The 16684-nt window shown below is 69.6% G+C and carries 16 protein-coding genes; 1 reads left to right on the top strand and 15 read right to left on the bottom strand.

Annotated elements, in window-relative coordinates; genetic code table 11:
- Positions 1 to 2: 2 nt before the first annotated feature.
- The 10 genes from argC to CNO20_RS04970 all read right to left on the bottom strand — a co-directional run bounded on the left by argC (position 3) and on the right by CNO20_RS04970 (position 10698).
- The gene (argC, locus tag CNO20_RS04925; protein ID WP_101295046.1) at positions 3 to 1040 is read right to left on the bottom strand and encodes an N-acetyl-gamma-glutamyl-phosphate reductase; all 1038 of its coding nucleotides are present in this window, start codon (positions 1038 to 1040) and stop codon (positions 3 to 5) included.
- Positions 1037 to 1915 carry a lysine biosynthesis protein LysX gene (lysX, locus tag CNO20_RS04930; protein WP_101295047.1) on the bottom strand — a complete coding sequence of 293 codons (879 nt, stop codon included), beginning with the start codon at positions 1913 to 1915 and terminating at the stop codon, positions 1037 to 1039. The genes argC and lysX overlap by 4 nt, the downstream gene beginning before the upstream one ends.
- A gap of 1 nt (position 1916) precedes the next feature.
- Positions 1917 to 2087, bottom strand: a complete 171-nt coding sequence (gene lysW / locus CNO20_RS04935; RefSeq protein WP_101295048.1) for a lysine biosynthesis protein LysW — start codon at positions 2085 to 2087, stop codon at positions 1917 to 1919.
- A gap of 198 nt (positions 2088 to 2285) precedes the next feature.
- On the bottom strand, positions 2286 to 3764 hold the full coding sequence (gene argH, locus CNO20_RS04940; protein WP_101295049.1) for an argininosuccinate lyase: 1479 nt from the start codon (positions 3762 to 3764) through the stop codon (positions 2286 to 2288).
- Between the two features lie 4 nt (positions 3765 to 3768).
- Entirely contained in the window at positions 3769 to 5055 is a 1287-nt protein-coding gene (locus tag CNO20_RS04945; protein WP_101295050.1) for an argininosuccinate synthase, read from the bottom strand.
- 430 nt (positions 5056 to 5485) lie between these two features.
- Positions 5486 to 6706 carry a cation:proton antiporter gene (locus CNO20_RS04950; protein ID WP_101295051.1) on the bottom strand — a complete coding sequence of 407 codons (1221 nt, stop codon included), beginning with the start codon at positions 6704 to 6706 and terminating at the stop codon, positions 5486 to 5488.
- Positions 6707 to 7195: a cation:proton antiporter regulatory subunit gene (locus CNO20_RS04955; protein ID WP_101295052.1), complete on the bottom strand. Its 489-nt coding sequence runs from the start codon at positions 7193 to 7195 to the stop codon at positions 6707 to 6709.
- A gap of 153 nt (positions 7196 to 7348) precedes the next feature.
- A complete protein-coding gene (locus tag CNO20_RS04960; protein WP_101295053.1) occupies positions 7349 to 7948 on the bottom strand; it encodes a diacylglycerol/polyprenol kinase family protein in 600 nt (199 codons plus the stop codon).
- A 9-nt stretch (positions 7949 to 7957) separates the two neighbouring features.
- A complete protein-coding gene (gene glyS / locus CNO20_RS04965) occupies positions 7958 to 9835 on the bottom strand; it encodes a glycine--tRNA ligase (RefSeq protein WP_101295054.1) in 1878 nt (625 codons plus the stop codon).
- Between the two features lie 2 nt (positions 9836 to 9837).
- The gene (locus CNO20_RS04970) at positions 9838 to 10698 is read right to left on the bottom strand and encodes a CBS domain-containing protein (protein WP_101295055.1); all 861 of its coding nucleotides are present in this window, start codon (positions 10696 to 10698) and stop codon (positions 9838 to 9840) included.
- A gap of 150 nt (positions 10699 to 10848) precedes the next feature.
- Between CNO20_RS04970 and CNO20_RS04975 the strand changes: the two genes are divergently transcribed.
- Positions 10849 to 11058 (top strand): dodecin family protein, encoded by a 210-nt coding sequence (locus CNO20_RS04975; protein ID WP_101295056.1) that lies wholly within the window; start codon positions 10849 to 10851, stop codon positions 11056 to 11058.
- Positions 11059 to 11205: 147 nt separating this feature from the next.
- Here the strand turns inward: CNO20_RS04975 and CNO20_RS04980 are convergent, their stop codons facing one another.
- The 5 genes from CNO20_RS04980 to CNO20_RS05000 form a co-directional block, all read right to left on the bottom strand.
- A complete protein-coding gene (locus CNO20_RS04980) occupies positions 11206 to 11742 on the bottom strand; it encodes a DUF7529 family protein (protein ID WP_101295057.1) in 537 nt (178 codons plus the stop codon).
- Between the two features lie 118 nt (positions 11743 to 11860).
- Positions 11861 to 12265, bottom strand: a complete 405-nt coding sequence (locus CNO20_RS04985) for a DUF7555 family protein (protein WP_101295058.1) — start codon at positions 12263 to 12265, stop codon at positions 11861 to 11863.
- On the bottom strand, positions 12262 to 13605 hold the full coding sequence (locus CNO20_RS04990; RefSeq protein ID WP_101295059.1) for an ABC transporter ATP-binding protein: 1344 nt from the start codon (positions 13603 to 13605) through the stop codon (positions 12262 to 12264). The genes CNO20_RS04985 and CNO20_RS04990 overlap by 4 nt, the downstream gene beginning before the upstream one ends.
- Positions 13602 to 14951: an ABC transporter ATP-binding protein gene (locus tag CNO20_RS04995; RefSeq protein WP_101295060.1), complete on the bottom strand. Its 1350-nt coding sequence runs from the start codon at positions 14949 to 14951 to the stop codon at positions 13602 to 13604. Before CNO20_RS04995 ends, CNO20_RS04990 begins: the two co-directional genes overlap by 4 nt.
- Positions 14951 to 16684: an ABC transporter permease gene (locus tag CNO20_RS05000; RefSeq protein ID WP_101295061.1), complete on the bottom strand. Its 1734-nt coding sequence runs from the start codon at positions 16682 to 16684 to the stop codon at positions 14951 to 14953. Before CNO20_RS05000 ends, CNO20_RS04995 begins: the two co-directional genes overlap by 1 nt.

Consider the following 16684-nt stretch of genomic DNA (forward strand, 5'->3'; position numbering starts at 1 on the left):
GGTTACGGGGCCCCCACGGGGTGCAGTCCGCCGAACTCCAGGCCGGCGGTCTCTTCGAGGCCGAGTGCGAGGTTGGCCGCGTGGACGGCCTGGCCGGCCGAACCCTTCATCATGTTGTCGATGGCCGAAAAGACGACCAGCCGCCGGTTCGGCGGGTCGACCTCGAAGCCGACCTCGGCGTAGTTCGTGCCGGCGACGACCTTCGGCTCGGGGTAGCGGTAGACGCCGCCCCCGCCGGAGACGGTCCGAACGAACGGCTCCGCCTCGTAGCTCTCGCGGTACGCGCCCCAGAGGTCGCCCTTCGTGACGGGACCGTCCGGGAAGACGTGGCAGGTCGCCGACGCCCCGCGGATCATGTCCACCGCGTGCACGGTGAAGGAGACGGACAGGCCGAGGTACTCTTCGATCTCCGCCTCGTGGCGGTGGCTCGTGGGGGCGTAGGGGCGGACGATGCCCGATCGCTCGGCGTGCGACGAGGCCTTGCCGGCGCTCGCGCCGCCCTCCGAGGAGCCGACCTTCACGTCGACGACGACCCGCTCGTCGCCGTCGAGGATCTCCGCGTCGAAAAGCGGCTTCAGCCCGAGGATCGTCGCGGTCGCGTTGCAGCCGCCGGCCGCGATCAGCTCCGCGCCGGGGAGGTTCTCGCGGTTGAGTTCGGGCAGCGCGTACTCGGCCTTCTCCAGGTACTCGGGGCACGCGTGCCCGTCGTACCACTCGTCGTACTGCTCCTCGGTCGAGAGCCGGAAGTCCGCCGAGAGGTCGACGACCGCGTCCGCGGCGTCGAAGAACGCGTCCACGTGCCGCATCGAGACGCCGTGGGGCGTCGCGGCGAACAGCACGTCCACCGATTCGAGGTCCTCCGGCGACGAGAAGCGCAGGTCGAGGTCGCGGAGGTTGGGGTGGACGGAGCCGACCGTCTTTCGGTCGTACTCGCGGCTCGTCGCCTGCGCGATCTCGAAGTCGGGGTGGCCGGCGAGCAGGCGGAGCAGCTCCCCGCCCGTGAAGCCGCTGCCGCCGACGACGGACGCCGAAAGCGTCACGGCGTCACCTCCGCCACCTCGTCGCCCGCGCTCGCGGCCCTGGCTTCGAGCCAGTCGACGACCGCGGCGGGCACGTCGACGTCTGCCGCCTCCGAGAGCGCCTTGAACTCCACGGTGTGGTTCACCTCGTGGACGGTGTAGCTCTCGCCGGTCTCCATGAGGTCGACGCCGAGGAGGCCGCCGCCGACCGCGTCGCTCGCCGCCGCCACGAGTTCGAGCGCCTCGTCGTCGAGCTCGAATGCGTCCGTCTCGCCGCCCTTCGCGGCGTTCGTCAGCCAGTGGTCCGAGCTCCGGGTCATGGCGGCGACGGGCTCGCCGTCGGCCGCGAGCACGCGGATGTCACGCCCGGGTTTCTCGACGAACTCCTGGACGTAGAACACCTTGTGCTCGTAGTGGCCCAGGGTGGCCTTGTGTTCTAAGATCGCTTCGGCCGCGTTCCGGCTGTCGATCTTCGCCATCAGGCGGCCCCACGAGCCGACGACGGGCTTGAGCACGCAGGGGTAGCCGAACGACTCGATGGCCTCCAGCGCGGCCTCCTTCGTGAACGCCACCTCGGTCTGCGGCGTGGGCACGCCGGCCTCGGCGAGCGCCAGGCTGTTCTTCGCCTTGTCGGCGCAGATCTCGGCCGTCTCCGCGGAGTTGACGACCGGGACGCCGTACGATTCGAGAAAGCGCGTCGCGTACAGGCTCCGGCTCGTCGCCAGACAGCGGTCGACGACGAGGTCGACATCCTCCACGGGCGCGGTCGTCCCGTCGAGTCCGAACCGGTGCTCGCGCACGTCGATCTTCGTCACGTCGTGGCCGCGGTCGCGCAGCTCCGACAGGAGCAGCTTCTCGTCCCTGCGGATCCGGGAGTAGAGGATTCCGACGTGCAATTTACTCCCCCCAGTCCTCTTCGAGCTCCGGGGCTCGCTCGAGGACCGGCGGGTTCACGTCGATGACCTCCAGCTCCGCGCCGCAGGTTCCGCAGTCGATGATCTCACCCGTCTCCAGGTCGTCGTACAGGGACACGTCGGCCCCGCACTCGGGACATTCTACCTCGGTCATGCGTGTCTGCTCCTTCCCCGTTGACCACTATAAAGCCTTCGAATATGTATTAAATCAAACAAGACAGATACTACACTCTAACCGGGATTTAGGCGTTCTTTACTCGCATCGGTCGAACCCGTTGTCAGAATTTATATGAATTATGCGTCCCCTACCGGGGACGGCGGCAGCGGTCGCGGCGGTCGTTGAAGGATCGTCTCACACATAGCGCTGTACCTCCGCTGTCAGGCGGTCGTCCGCTTCGACTATCGCGTCGCGTCGCGCGGCGAGCGCGGCGGCGTCCGCGTCGGCGGTCGTCTCCGCGTCGTCGAGCTGGTCCGCGACGGCCGGGGCGGCCGGGCCGCCGGCCGAGTCGCGGCTCTCGACGCTCTCTCCGGGGTCGAGCGCGGACTCGACGGCGTCGCGGGTCACGAACGCCGATACGGGCTCGCCTACCACGCGTTCTGCGGCCGCGTCAAGTGTTGCGACGGCCGACGCCGGGTCGTCGCCGAGGTCGACGTCGGGGGCCGCCTCCGCGACGATCTCGTGGGCCGTGCGAAACGGCATCCCCGCCATCGCGAGCAGATCCGCGACGCCGGTCGCGGTCGAAAAGCCCTCGCCCGCCGCCTCGGCGAGCGCCTCCTCGTTCCACGTCGCGGTCGCCACCGCCCCCGCGGCGACCTCGGTCGCTTCGGCGACGAGGTCCGCGGCGTCGAAGGCGTGCCGGTGTGCGCGCTGCAGATCGCGGTTGTACGCGCGGGGGAGCCCTTTGAGCGTCGTCAGCAGCCCGGCGAGGTCGCCGACCGCGTCGCCGGCGCACGCGCGGACGAGCTCCAGCGTGTCGGGGTTCTTCTTCTGGGGCATGATCGACGAGGTCGACGAGTAGTCGTCCGACAGCTCGACGTGGCCCCTGTTGGCGAAGAGGACGAGGTCCTCCGCCAGCCCCGACAGCGTCACGGCGTGCGTCGCGAGCGCCGAGAGCGTCTCCGCGAGGAAGTCGCGGGCCGACGAGGCGTCCATCGAGTTGCCGAGGACGCCGTCGAAGCCGAGGAGCTCGGCGGTGCGCTCGCGGTTGACGTCGAAGGGTGTCCCGGCGAACGCGGCCGCGCCGAGCGGCGACTGGTTGATCCGACCGTACGCGTCCAGGAGCCGGGCCGTGTCCCGCCGAACCGCCGCCTCGTACGAGAGCAGGTAGTGCGCGACCGTCGTCGGCTGGGCGGGCTGGAGGTGCGTGTAGCCGGGCATCACCGTCCCGACGTGCTCCTCGGCCGCCCCGATCAGCGCCTCGCGGAGCGCGAGCGTCGCCTCGGCCGCGTCGAGCACGTCCTCGCGGAGGCGGTACCGGATGCACGCCGCCACCTCGTCGTTGCGGCTCCGGGCGGTGTGCATCTTCCCGCCCTCGGTGCCGACGCGCTCTATGACCGCCGACTCGACGGCCTCGTGGATGTCTTCCCCCCCGGGAAGCGCGGCGTGGCCCGCCGCCTCCACGTCGTCGAGCGCCGCGAGGATCTCCCCGGCGACCTCGTCTTCGACGATCCCCCGCTCTGCGAGCATCACCACGTGCGCGCGATCGACCGCGAGGTCGGCCGCGAAGATGCGCTCGTCGGCCGCGAGGCTGGAGAGGAACCCGCGGGCGGGGCCGCCGCTGAACCGATCGCGGCGGACGACGCTCGAATCGCCGGGCTCCTCGCTCGTCATCGGATCACTCCTCGTTCGCGTCGGTCGATCCATCCGTCCCGCCGTCGGCGGCGAGTTCGGGCTTCTCGACCTTCTTCGCCACCGAGTTGGCGAGGCGCGACTGGAAGCCGTGGTACTTCGCGACCCCGGTCGCGTCGGCCTGCGTGATGCCGTCGACCGTCTCCGTGTTGAACGACGCCGCCGATTCGGAGTAGACCGCGTAGTCGCTCTCGCGGGCGACCGGGCGGGCCTGTCCGCCCTGGAACTTGATCGTCACCGTCCCGGTCACCTTCTTCTGGGTCTCGTCGATGAATCCCTGCAGCGCCTTCACGAGCGGCGCGTCGACGAGACCCTGGTAGCCCTTCTGGGCCCACTCGTCGTCCACGAGCGCCTTGAAGTCCCGCTCCTCCTTCGTCAGGACCAGCTGCTCCAGCGCCTCGTGCGCGTTGAGGAGCGTCGTCGCCGCGGGGTGCTCGTAGTTCTCGCGCACCTTCAGCCCGAGCATGCGGTCCTCCATCATGTCGGTGCGGCCGACGCCGTACGATCCCGCGAGCTCGTTCAGGTGCTCGATGAGTTCGACCGGCTCCATCTCCTCTCCGCCCCCAGCCGTCGGCTGGGAGCTCGTCGAGGTCCCCCCGACGGTGTTGACGGCGACGGGGTAGCCCTCGTCGAACTCGATCTCCACCAGCTCCGTCTCGCCCGTCGGGGCGGTCGTCCACTCGTAGATCTCCTCCGAGGGAACGTGACCCGGATCCTCCAGCTTGCCGCCCTCGATCGACCGGCTCCAGAGGTTCGTGTCGATCGACCAGACGCCCTCGTTGCCGCCCTCGACGGGGAGGTCGCGCTCCGCGGCGTACTCCATCTCCCACTCGCGGGTCAGCCCGAGTTCGCGCACGGGGGCGATCACCTCCAGGTCGGAGGCGCGCCACACCGCCTCGAAGCGGAGCTGGTCGTTGCCCTTGCCGGTGCAGCCGTGGGCGACCGCGTCGCAGCCGCGCTCCTTCGCCACGTCGAGGATGGCCTCGGCGATCACCGGGCGCGCGAGGGCGGTCCCGAGCGGGTACCCCTGGTAGGTCGCGTTCGCGCGCACGGATTCGAGGCACTGCCGGGCGAACTCGTCTCGCGCGTCGACGACGTAGTGTTCGAGGTCCAACGCCTCGGCGGTTTCTTCGGCCTCCGCGAACTCCGCCGCGGGCTGGCCGACGTCCACCGTGACGCCGATCACTTCGTCGTACCCGTACTCCTCTTCGAGGAGCGGGACGCATACTGTCGTGTCGAGTCCGCCCGAAAACGCGAGTGCCACGCGTGTCATGTACTCCCCTCTCGGGCGTTCCGGGACTTAAATTCTACGCTTCTAATTAACGAAATAAAGGGGCAGAGATGCCTATAGACGATGCAAGAGCTTCTGAGTTCGTAGTCGGAATCTACGGGGTCGGGGGATGAAGTGTAGTTGGGCCTAACGGCCCGGTCGTCGCGGTCGTCGGGCTCGCGGGGCGCGGAAAAGGGGAACGCGGGCGCTCGACGGGGCGTCGAGGTCGCAGGTCGTGCCGCGAGCCGATACCATTGGAACGGTGTTGTCGACGCGGGGTATTAAACGCTTTCGGCGAGGCAAAGCTTACGCGTCCGACTCGTCCTCGCCGGTCTCCTCGGCCGTCGCCACCGCCGGCGGCCGTCTGTGTCGCGTCGCCGACCGCTCCGCCCGGACCGGTAGTCCCGCGGGTCGACAGCCGACCGTACCGGGGCTACCCGGCCGTCTCGGACCGGTCTCTGAGCACCAGCCCCTCCAGCGCGCCGGTGTACTGCATGATCACCGTCCCGAGGATGCTCATGACGAGGACGTAGCCGACGGCGAAGGCCGGAATGACCTCGGTCATCACCCGGGTGGTTCCGGCGGCGGCGGTCGTGGCGATGATGAGCGAGAACTCCCCGCGGGTGACCATGCTCGTCCCGACGCGGAGCGCCCGCCGGTCCTCCAGGCCGTAGAGCCGCCCGGAGAGAAAGCCCGAGACGAGCTTCGTCGGCGTCGTGAGGACCACCGCGGCGGCCAGGAGCCCGGCCGTCGCGGCGACGAGCCGGGGATCGGTGTTGAGGCCGATCCAGAAGAAAAACAGCGCCGCGAACACGTCGCGGACGGGCGACAGCAGGCGTTCGAGCCGCTCGACGTGGTCCGTGTCGGAGAATCCCATCCCGACGAAGAACGCCGCGACGGCCTCACTCACGCCGAGTGCCAGCGCCGCGCCCGCCACCGGGACGGTGATGCCGAGCGTCCGGAGCACGAACGCCTCGTTCGACCCCACGTCGAGGACGCGCCCGAGCCACCCCGATCCGTAGTGGGCGGCGGCCACGAGGACGAGGAGAAAGCCGACGGCGACGGCCACGTCCCGGAGGGTCTCGTTCAGCTCGCCCCCGCCGAGGACCAGCGAGGAGACGACCGCGAGGTACACCGCGATGAACAGGTCCTCGAAGACGAGCGTCCCGAGGATGGGTTCGCTCTCCGCGTCCGCGATCCAGCCGAGGTCGATGAGCGACTTCGTGATGACCGCGCTGGAGGAGATGTAGACGATGCCCCCGAGCAGCAGCGCTTCGAGGACGCTCCACCCGAGGACGAGGCCGATGGCGACGCCGACGGGGAAGTTGACGCCGACGTCGAGGAGGCCGACGGCGGTGAGTTTCCGCCGGTTTTCGAGGAGCCGGTCGAGGCTGAACTCGAGGCCGAGAAAGAACAGCAGGAGGACGATGCCGATCTCCGCCAGGAGCGTGATGTAGTCGATCGCCGCCGCCGAGACGTGCGGGACGGCGGAGAACGGCGGCAGGTCGACCGATCCGAGCACCGACGGGCCGACGAGGACGCCCCCGACGACGTACAGCGGGATGACGGACAGCCCCACCCGCGAGGCGACCGCGCCCGCGGCGGCAATCGCGGCTAACGCGGCACCGAACTCCAGCAGCGAGACCTCCGCCATCTATGCCGAATCACCGACGAGTTCCGTGAACTCCTGGCACTCCTCGCGCGTGCCGAGGACGATGAGCGTGTCCTCGGGCCGCAGCTCCGTCTCGCCGCCGGGGTTGGTGAGGGTCTCGTCGCCGCGCCTGATGGCGATGACGGACGCGCCGGTCCGCTGGCGGACCTGCGCGTCGGCGAGGGTTTGCCCGGCCAGCGGCGAGTCCGCGGTGAGCTTCACCCACTCGATGAGCGAGTTCTCGTCGAGGACGGTCTCGATGGTGTCTGTCCGTATCGGCTGGAAGTACGCCCCCTCCATGATGGTGCCGACCTGTCGGGCGAGCTTGTCCGACAGCTCGAACAGCTTCTCGGAGTCGGCGTCGTCCGACTGTCGGCGGTACAGCTCGCGCTTGCCCGTGTTGTGGATGACGATGACGAGCCGGGAGCCGTCGTTCAGATCCACCTCGAACTTCTTGCCGACGCCGGGCAAGTCGCTCTCGTAGACGGTCACGATCTTCCTACTCGGACGGCGCTAATAAGGTTCCCGACGCGATCTCGCGGCGGACGGCGGCTCTCCGGGCTCGATCCCTCGAACTCCCCGTCCGCCGCGCCTCCGTCGACCTCCGCACCGTCCGCTTACTCCCCGTTCACCTCCCCTCCGGATCTACGTCCCGGCCGCCCGCAGGACGACGAAGATGCCGACGGACGCGACGATCGGGATGGAGAGGTTGTCGTCGATGACGTAGCCGGCGACGATGGGTTTGATCCCGTCGGCGACGGTCGCCCCGGCCGCCCCGACCGCCGCGGCCGCGGCGGCGATCGGCAGCGGCGCGCCGACGCTCGGATCCGTGACGAACGGCCACGCGAGCGCGAAACAGACGCCGAACATCGCCGCCAGCACGCCCGCCTGCTTGATCTGGCCGGCCCTGTTCGACCCGAGCACGCCGCTTATCGGGTCGCCGATGGAGAGCATCAGCATCCCCGGCACCGCGACGTACCACTCGAACGCGAGCGCGACGGCGGTCATGCTGAACATGTACAGCGCGTACCCGGCCGGGTTGTTCTCCTCGTACTCGCGGGTGAGCCTGTCGTAGACCCACCAGTCCAGCCCCCAGTACAGCCGCACGGCTTCCAGGACGGCCGCGACGGCCGACAGCCCGAGCAACACGTACTGCAGCCCCGTCCACGACACGAGTCCCAGGAGGTACAGGAGCGGTATCCCGGTGCCGCTGAGGTGGACGAGCCGACGGCCGAGTTCGCTCACGCTCGCGCTTCAGCGGCCCCGGCCGCCGTCGTCGTACTCCGCGCGGAGGTCGTCGAAGGCCTTCCGCCCGCTCCGGATCGCCGCCAGTTCGTCCGCCAGCGCGTCGATCGGGACGCGGACCTGCGCGGTCGTGTTCCGCTCGCGGATCGTCGCCGTCTCCGCCCCCGCGGTTTCGAGCCCCTCGTGATCGACGGTGACGCAGAAGGGCGTGCCGATCTCGTCCTGTCTGCGGTACCGCCGGCCGATGTTCCCCGAGTCGTCGTACGAGACCGACAGCCCGGCCTCGCGGAGGTCCGAGACGACCTCCCTCGCGACCGCCGTCAGCGCCTCGTCGTTGCCGAGGAGGGGGAACACGCCCACGTACGTTGGGGCGATCTCGGGGTCGAGCGCGAGGTACGTCCGCCGCTCGCCGTCGACCTCGTCGGTCACGTACGCGTGCGCGATGATCGTGTACACCGTGCGGTCGACGCCGAACGACGGCTCGATCACGTGCGGCGTGACGTGCTCGCCGGCCTCGGTCTGTTCTTCGATCCGGAAGTTCGCCACTTCCGCGTCGACGGCGTGCTCCTCGCCGTCGACCTCGACGGTCACCGTCTCGCCGTCGAAGGCGTCGGGGTCGCGCGCGGCGAGGTCGGACAGCGCGTCGGCGACGTCGGTCGCCTTCCCGCCGAACTCCGGGCCGAGGGTGCTCATGTCCGGCTCGACGACCGCCCGCTCGACCGTCTTCGGCTCGTCGTACTGCTCGAAGACGGTGAAGGAGTCGTCGGCGTGCTCGCCGTGCTTCGAGAGGTCGTAGTCGCCGCGGTAGGCGAACCCCGCGATCTCGATCCAGTCGCCGGCGGACGGATCCGCCGCCTCGCCGGCCTCCGACTCCGGAGACGCGGAGACGCCGCCCAGTTCGGCCTCGGCGTCCCAGCAGTCGCTCGCGTAGTGCGCCCGCTCGCCCGAGAGGTGCTGGCGGAACCGGAATCGGTCCATGTCGACGCCGACGCGGTCGTACCACCGCTGGGCGACGCCGAGGTAGTAGCCGATCCACTCGTTCGCGATGACACCCGACTCGACGGCTTCCCCGATGGTCGTCAGGAGGTAGCCGCCGTCGTCCTTCTCCTGCTCCGTCGCGGGGTAGAGCCGCACCTCCACGTCGGCCACGGAGTCGAGCGACGGCTCGTCGCGCTCGGGGTTGATGAACTGCTCCAGCTCCGCCTGGGTGAACTCCCGGGTGCGGATCAGCCCCTTCCGGGGGCTGATCTCGTTTCGGTACGCCCGGCCGATCTGCGTCACGCCGAACGGCAGCTGGTTGCGGGCGTACTCCTTCAGCCGGGGGAACTCGACGAAGATGCCCTGCGCCGTCTCCGGTCGGAGGTAGCCGGTCTGGCCGGAGCCGGGGCCGATCGAGGTTTCGAACATGAGGTTGAAATCCTCGACGGGCTGCCCGGCGAGCGGCGCGCCGCAGTTCGGACACCGCAGGTCGTGGTCGGCGATGAGCTCCTCGACCTCCGGGATCGGCAGGCTCTCGGCCTCCTCGATTTCGGTTTCGTCCTCGACGAGGTGGTCCGCGCGGTGGCTCACGCCGCACTCGGCGCACTCGACCAGCATGTCGTCGAACCCGTCCAGGTGGCCCGACGCCTCGAACACCGGCTCCGGCATCACGGTCGGAGCCTCGATCTCCTGGTTGCCCTCCTTGACGGTGAAGCGGTCGCGCCAGGCGTCCTCGACGTTCCGCTTCAGCGCGGCACCCTGCGGGCCGAAGGTGTAGAAGCCGGCCACGCCGCCGTAGGCCTCGGCCGAGCCGAAGAAAAAGCCCCGGCGCTTGGCGAGTTCCGTGATCGCGGCCGAAGCGTCCTCGACGCCCTGCTCGGCTTCCGCGGTCGACTCGTCCTCACTCATCCTCACAGCGCCTCCAGCAGGTTCACGTCGCGGACCATCCCGATGAGGTCGCCGCCGTTCACGAGCGGGATCTGCTCGATGTCCTTCGAGATCATGAGCTGTGCGGCCTTCTGCGCGGTGCGCTTTCGGGAGACCGTGACGAGGTCCTCGGTCATGAACCGCTCGACCGGCTCCGCGGGGATCTCGACGTTCCGGGTCGGGAGGTAGCGGTTTCCGACCGCCTTGATCCCCTCCCACATCCACTCATCGTCCTCGGTGGCGATGCTGTCGCCGGTGTCGTCCTCGCCCTCGACGACGCGGGCGACCTCGATGATGTCCACCTCGGTGAGGATGCCGGCCATCCCCCCCTCGTCGTCGAGCGCGATCGCGTAGGGGACGTTGGCGTAGTAGATCTCGCGCTCCGCGACCGTCAGCGGGGTCCCGACGTAGGTGGTGTTCACGTCCGGCGTGGCGAGGTCGCCGACCTCGGTTTCGCCGTCCGCGTCGCCGCGGGCGATCGCCCTGATAACGTCCGTGACGGTGACGATGCCTTCGAGCGCCGTGACGGGCCCGCTCTCGCTCACGACCGGAACGCGGCGGGCGCCCGTTTCGACCATGAGCCGGGCGACCGTCTCCAGGCCGTCCTCGCTCGTCGTCGTCGGCACCTCCCGCATCAGGATGGCGAGCTGGTCCTCGTCGGGGTGCTCGATGAGGTCGTCCCGCGAGATCAGCCCGCGGTACTCCTCGCCCTCGTCCGTCTGTTTGACCACCGGCACGGAGGAGAAGCCACGCTCCTGGAGGTACTCGAGGACGTCGTCCCGCGTACCCGGGAGCTCGACCGTAACGACCTCCGAGCGGGGCGTCATCACGTCGGCTACGTTCATATACCCTGCTTACAGGCCGCCGCCTCTTGTACTCTGCGAACCGATCACCGGACGACCGCGTCCGGATCGACCGGCGACGTTCGCGTCCCGCAGAATGTTTGCAACTTCTTAGCACACGTATTTCCGCGCGGGCGTTGCACTGTCACCCGTATGACGGCTGTAAAAATCGTCAAGGTGCTCGGAACGTCTTCGGAATCGTGGGAAAACGCGGCCGAAGAGGCCGTGAACAAGGCCAGCGAGACGATCGACGACATAAGCGGCATCGAGATCGAAGACTGGACGGCGAGCGTCGAGGACGGACAGATCACGGAGTACAAGGCGACCGTCGAAATCGCCTTCCCGGTCCGCGAAGAGGCGTAGCGGGGCGGTCAGTGGATCAGCGGTCGTCGGCGAGGCGACTCCAATCGCGGGTCGATGCGCGACCGATGCGCGACCGATCCGCCATCGATCGACGATCGGTCCGCGATCGATCGCGGATCGGTTCCCGGTTCGCTGCCGCTTTTTTCGCTACGAGTCGATCCAGTTTTCGACGTTCTCGGGGAAGAACTTCTCGTAGTCGTCGTGTTCGAACGACCCCAGGTGGGTGCCGTCGAGCTTCTGGACGTGCGTGTACATCTTCCCCGCCTCCTTCGCCGCCCTCGCGCACCCCGCGGCGTGGCGCAGTTCGTAGGTCCCGGCGACGAGGATCGCCGCCTTCGTCTCGGGGTCGAACAGCGTCGTCACGACGAACGCTCGCCCGGCGGCCTCGGCCCGGTGGACCTCGTATCGCGGGAATTGCCCGGCCTCGAACAGCTCGACGAACTCATCCTCGACGTTCCCGGGAACGACGTGGGTCAGGCCGAACCGGTCGTGCGTCCCCGACTCGGGGCTCTCGGGGGCGGTGTGGCCGGCCGCGACGAGGAGCGTCCGCCACCCGTCGGCTTCGAGGTCCGCGGCCATCGCCTCCGCGTCCGACAGCGTCGCCCGCCAGGCGCTCTTCTCCGCGTCGGCGTTCGCGCTGATCCGCTCCGCGTAGTCCGCGCCCTCGTTTCCGGTTTCCGGCATATCCCGGGTTCGAACGCCGATACGGTAAAGCCTACCGGACGTGCGCCGCGCCCGTGCGTCGGCGGTCACCGGTTCTCCGTCGGCGGGTCCTGCCGCTCTTCGACGGCGGTCGCCGCGCTCACGGGACGCCGACGCCGAAGACGAACTCCATGGCCGCCGAGGTCCCGAGGACGACGAGGCTCGCCGCGAAGAGCCGCGCTGGCGCCGGGATCCGCTCCTCGGGGGGCAACACCAGGTCCGCCGGCAGCGGCGTCCGCGCGAGTCGCTGGAACCGCGTCTCCCTCGCGGGATCGGACTCCTCGGCGGCCTCGCCCCGCCGCTTCCACAGCGACTTCGGCCGGAGGCGGAACGTCGCGTACCCGAGCAGGGCGAACCCGGCGAAAAAAAGCAGGTGTTTCACGCCGACGAGTCCCCGTCCGAGGGCGAAGCTCACGGCCGCCGAAACGACGAAAAGGAGGCCGGTCAGGACGGCCGCGTAGGAGGCGGCGTCGAGCAGCTGTCGTCCCAACCGGTTCGCGTTCATTCGCCGCGGTTCAGCTGTCGCCGGTAGACGGTCGCCGGCTCGTCATGTTCCGGCGCGTGGCGGTGACAGAGGCTCGCGCGCCCGGATCCGCTCACGCGGTAGTGATCGGGGCGCTCCGTGTCGCACTCGCTCCCGAACTCGGACAGGAGGTACCGGCGCGCCTCCGCCTCCTTGTTCGCCCTGACGTACGCCGCCGCCTCGTCGACGTGCGCCTCGATCTCGGCCGGCACGTCGACGTCGCCGAACAGCTCCCCGCGGATCTCGTCGATGTCGGTGTAGCGCGTCTCCATCCCGAGCAGTTCGCGCGCCCGATCGGAGAGCGACCGCTCGGCCCGCGAGCGCTCCCTGAGGACCTCCCGGAGCACCTCGATGCGCTCCCAGAGCTCCTCGTCCACGTCGGCGTACTTCTCGGGCCGTATCTTCACCGGACACCGCGTGCTGAACGGGCAGCCGGCCGGCGGGTCGCGCGGGCTCGGCGGCGTGCCCCGCAGGGTGATCCGCTCCTTCTCGCTCGTCGGATCCGGCTCCGGGATCGCGGACAACAGCGCGTGGGTGTACGGGTTCGCCGGGTCGTCGAACAGCTCCTCCGCCGGTCCGAGCTCCATGATGTTGCCCAGGTACATGACGGCGACGCGGTCGCAGATGTGCCGGACGACCGCGAGGTCGTGGGCGATGAACAGGTAGGTGAGTCCGAACTCCTCCTGAAGGTCCTCCAGCAGGTTCAGAATCTTCGCCTGGACGGAGACGTCGAGGGCGGAGACGGGCTCGTCGAGGACGATGAACTCGGGTTCGAGCGCGAGCGCGCGGGCGATCCCGATCCGCTGGCGCTGCCCGCCCGAGAACTGGTGCGGGTAGCGGTAGTAGTGTTCGGGTCGGAGGCCGACCGTCTCCAGGAGCTCGCGGACGCGGGCGCGCCGCTCCGGCGGCGTCTTCCAGTCGTGCACGTCGAGCGGCTCGCGGATGATCTCGCCGACCGTCATCCGGTCGTTGAGGCTGGATTCCGGGTCCTGGAACACCATCTGCGTGTTCCGCCGCCACTCCTTCAGCTCGGCGCCGGAGAGCGTCGTCGCGTCGCGGCCGTCGAACAGCACCTCGCCGTCCGTCGCGCGTTCGAGTTGCACCAGCGTCCGACCGAGCGTCGTCTTCCCGCAGCCGGACTCGCCGACGAGTCCCAGGGTCTCGCCGCGCTCGATCTCGAAGCTGACGCCGTCGACGGCCTTCACCGGCTCGCCGCCGAACAGGCTGCCGTCGTCGTAGTACTTCTTGAGCCCCCTGACCTCGATGAGCGTCTCGCCGGATCTCCGCGCCGATTCGCCCTCGACCGTCGCCTGCTCGCTCACGCGGAATCACCTCGTTCGCCGTTTCTCGACTCGTGAAGCGACACCGCCGCCTCCCGACTCTCGTCCTCGGGGTAGAGCAGGCAGGCCGCGGTGTGGTCGCGCGCGCCGTCCGCCACGTCGACCGGCACCGGGTGGACGCGGTCGCACTCGTCGAACGCCTTCGGACAGCGCGGCGCGAACCGGCAGTACGTCGGCTCCTCGTTCGGCGTCGGCACCTCGCCCTCGATGGTGCGCAGGCGCTCGTCCCGCCCCTGCGTTCCGGGAATCGACTCTAGGAGCCCCCGCGTGTACGGGTGCTTCGGCCGCTCGAACAGCTCGACGACCGGCGCGCTCTCGACGATCTCGCCCGCGTACATCACGTTCACGCTGTCCGCGATCTCCGCGATGACGCCCATGTCGTGGGTGATGAACATGATCGCCAGGTCGCGCTCCTCCTGGAGGTCCCGGAGGAGTTCGAGGATCTGCGCCTGGATCGTCACGTCGAGCGCGGTCGTCGGCTCGTCGCAGATGAGCACCTCCGGATCGCAGGCGAGCGCCATGGCGATCACCGCCCGCTGGCGCATCCCGCCGGAGAACTCGTGGGGGTACTCTCTCACCCGCCGCCCGGCGTCGGGGATGCCGACGGCTTCGAGGAGGTCGATCGCCTCGCGCGTCGCGTCGCTCCCCGTCAGCCCCCGGTGAAGGCGCAGCGCCTCCTTGATCTGGTTGCCGACGGTGTACACCGGGTTGAGGCTCGTGAGCGGGTCCTGGAACACCATGGCGATGTCGCCGCCGCGGAGCTTCCGAAGGGCCTTCTCCGGCGCTCTGACGACGTCGACGTACCCCCTCGTGATCTCGCCGTCCCGGCGCTCTTCGACGACGACGAAGTCGTCCTCGCCGATCGCCCCCTCGCGCTCTTCGGGAGCGAGGTCGCTCACGTCCGCCGTGCGCCCGCCGAACTTCGAGGCGAACCGGCGGACGGCGTCGGGATCTCGGAACCGTACGCTCCCCCGGAGAACGCGCCCCGGCGACTCGACGAGCCCCATGATGGTCCGGGCGGTGACGCTCTTGCCCGAGCCGGACTCGCCGACGACGCCGACCGTCTCGCCGCGGCGGATGTCGAAGCTCACGCCGTCGACCGCGCGGATGACCTCCTTGTCCGTGAAGAATGCGGTTCGGACGCCGTCGACTTCGAGCAGGGGCTCGCCGTCGGCGTCGCCACGTGCGGTAGACGGCGCTGCGACAGCCGACTCGTCGTCACCCCTCGCCGGTGGCTGTGCCGGCTCGCCGTTACCCCTCGCCGACGACCGAGTCGGCTCGTCGCTGCCCCTCGCCGGCGATCGTGCCGGCTCGTCGCTTCCCGCCATTATCCGCCACCCCCTGCCGCGACGACAGCTTCGTCGGCGGCGTCGCCGCCGCCCGCGCTCTGCGGGTCGATCGCGTCGCGGACGCCGTCGCCGAAGGCGTTGAACGCCGTCACGACGATCACGACCAGGATCCCGGGGATGGTCGAGATGTGCCACGAGACGGTCGCGATGTACGACCGCCCGTCGCTCACCGCGCGACCCCACTCGGGCGTGGGCGCGCTGACGCCGACGCCGAGGAACGACAGCGCGGCCGTCGCGATGATGATCCCGCCGAGCGTGAGCGACGCGTACACGAGCAGGTAGCCGATGATGTACGGGGCCATGTGCTTTTTCATCGTGACGTGCGGCCGCTGGCCGAAGCTCCGCGCCGCGTCGATCCACTCCTGCTCCGAAACCTGCAGCGCCGGGCCGCGAACCGCGCGCCAGAGGAACGGCCAGGTGGTGGCCCCGAAGATGAGCGCGAGCAACAGCCCGCCGCTGTACACCTCCGACAGCCACGTTTCGGCGAACACCACCGACAGCAGGATGATGAGGAGCAGCCGCGGGAGCGACTGGATCGAGTCGCTCACGATGACGGCGAGGAGGTCGGCAACTCCCTTGTAGTAGGCCGTGACCAGCGCGAGCACCGCCGCGATGAGTCCGCTCATCCCGAGCGCGAGGATGCCGATGAAGAGCGAGACGCGCGCGCCGGCGGCCATGAAGGTGAAGAGGTCCTTCCCGGAGACGAGCGTCCCGAACGGGTGGAACCTGTCGTACTCGTCGTACTGCATGACGCCGACGTTCCGATCGGGGTTGCCGGCGGAGGAGGATCCGAGGTTCGCGTCGCCGACCGTGATCGTCGCCGTCCCGCCCGCGGCCTCGTCCCAGTACGTCAGTTCGTGCGAGTACGGGTTCATGATGTTCCGCTCGACGGTGGTGGGGCCGATCGGGGGCGCGAACACCGCGAAGACGACGAACATGAACACCACGACGAAGCCGAAGAGCCCCCAGTAGTGGTTGCGGAAGCGGTCGACCATGTCGTCGCGGGGGGTCCAGTCCGCGTAGCGGTAGTGCTCGCGGAAGACGTTGTACCCGCGCCAGGCCCACGCGAGGAGGGCGAAGGCGTACGCGTACACCAGGGCGACCCGGAGCGCCCACGCGACCGCGGGCGGGAGGCCGAGGAACGGCCCGACCCACCCCCGATCGGGGTGCTCGTACCCCTGATTGGGGATGAGCTCTCTGGTGAGAAGCGTCGGGAGCGGCTGGATCGCGTGGACGCCGACGAGTCCGACGAGCAGCGCGATCCCGCCGATCACGGCTCCGCGCGGCGAGCCCCGTGCGACGCCGGTGCCGACGAGCGCGAGCGCGGCCAAAAGCGCGAGGGCGGTGACGGCGATCGTCGCGTTCCCCCCGAGCGCGATGCCGAGTTCGACCGCGACCAGGAGCGAGAGCGCGCCGCCCCCGGCCGCCCGGAGCGATCCCTCGCGCCAGTAGTGTGCGAACCCGATCCCGGCGACGACGGCCGCGGACGCCAGCAGGACGAACCCGACGGCACCCGCGGGAAGCCCGAGTGCGCCGGCGGGCCGCTCGTAGAGGTCGGCCCACGGAACCGGGCTGGTGAGCGACTCGGCGAGCGCCCCGAACTCCAGCGCGAGCAGGACTGCGAACCCGGCGACCCAGACGAGCGCCGGGCGCGGGTTCGCGGCGATTCGATCGACGAGCGGCGCGTCCTCGGAGGGTGATGTGTCACTCAT

Source organism: Halegenticoccus soli, assembly GCF_002844195.1.
GTDB classification, from domain to species: Archaea; Halobacteriota; Halobacteria; order Halobacteriales; family Haloferacaceae; genus Halegenticoccus; species Halegenticoccus soli.

Coding starts and splice junctions, on each gene's coding strand:
- lysW (WP_101295048.1), bottom strand. CDS start 2,087: ATGACCGAGGTAGAATGTCCCGAGTGCGGGGCCGACGTGTCCCTGTAC.
- CNO20_RS04945 (WP_101295050.1), bottom strand. CDS start 5,055: ATGACACGCGTGGCACTCGCGTTTTCGGGCGGACTCGACACGACAGTA.
- CNO20_RS04985 (WP_101295058.1), bottom strand. CDS start 12,265: ATGAACGCGAACCGGTTGGGACGACAGCTGCTCGACGCCGCCTCCTAC.
- CNO20_RS04950 (WP_101295051.1), bottom strand. CDS start 6,706: ATGGCGGAGGTCTCGCTGCTGGAGTTCGGTGCCGCGTTAGCCGCGATT.
- CNO20_RS04980 (WP_101295057.1), bottom strand. CDS start 11,742: ATGCCGGAAACCGGAAACGAGGGCGCGGACTACGCGGAGCGGATCAGC.
- CNO20_RS04970 (WP_101295055.1), bottom strand. CDS start 10,698: ATGAACGTAGCCGACGTGATGACGCCCCGCTCGGAGGTCGTTACGGTC.
- CNO20_RS04975 (WP_101295056.1), top strand. CDS start 10,849: ATGACGGCTGTAAAAATCGTCAAGGTGCTCGGAACGTCTTCGGAATCG.
- glyS (WP_101295054.1), bottom strand. CDS start 9,835: ATGAGTGAGGACGAGTCGACCGCGGAAGCCGAGCAGGGCGTCGAGGAC.
- argH (WP_101295049.1), bottom strand. CDS start 3,764: ATGACGAGCGAGGAGCCCGGCGATTCGAGCGTCGTCCGCCGCGATCGG.
- CNO20_RS04995 (WP_101295060.1), bottom strand. CDS start 14,951: ATGGCGGGAAGCGACGAGCCGGCACGATCGCCGGCGAGGGGCAGCGAC.
- CNO20_RS05000 (WP_101295061.1), bottom strand. CDS start 16,684: ATGAGTGACACATCACCCTCCGAGGACGCGCCGCTCGTCGATCGAATC.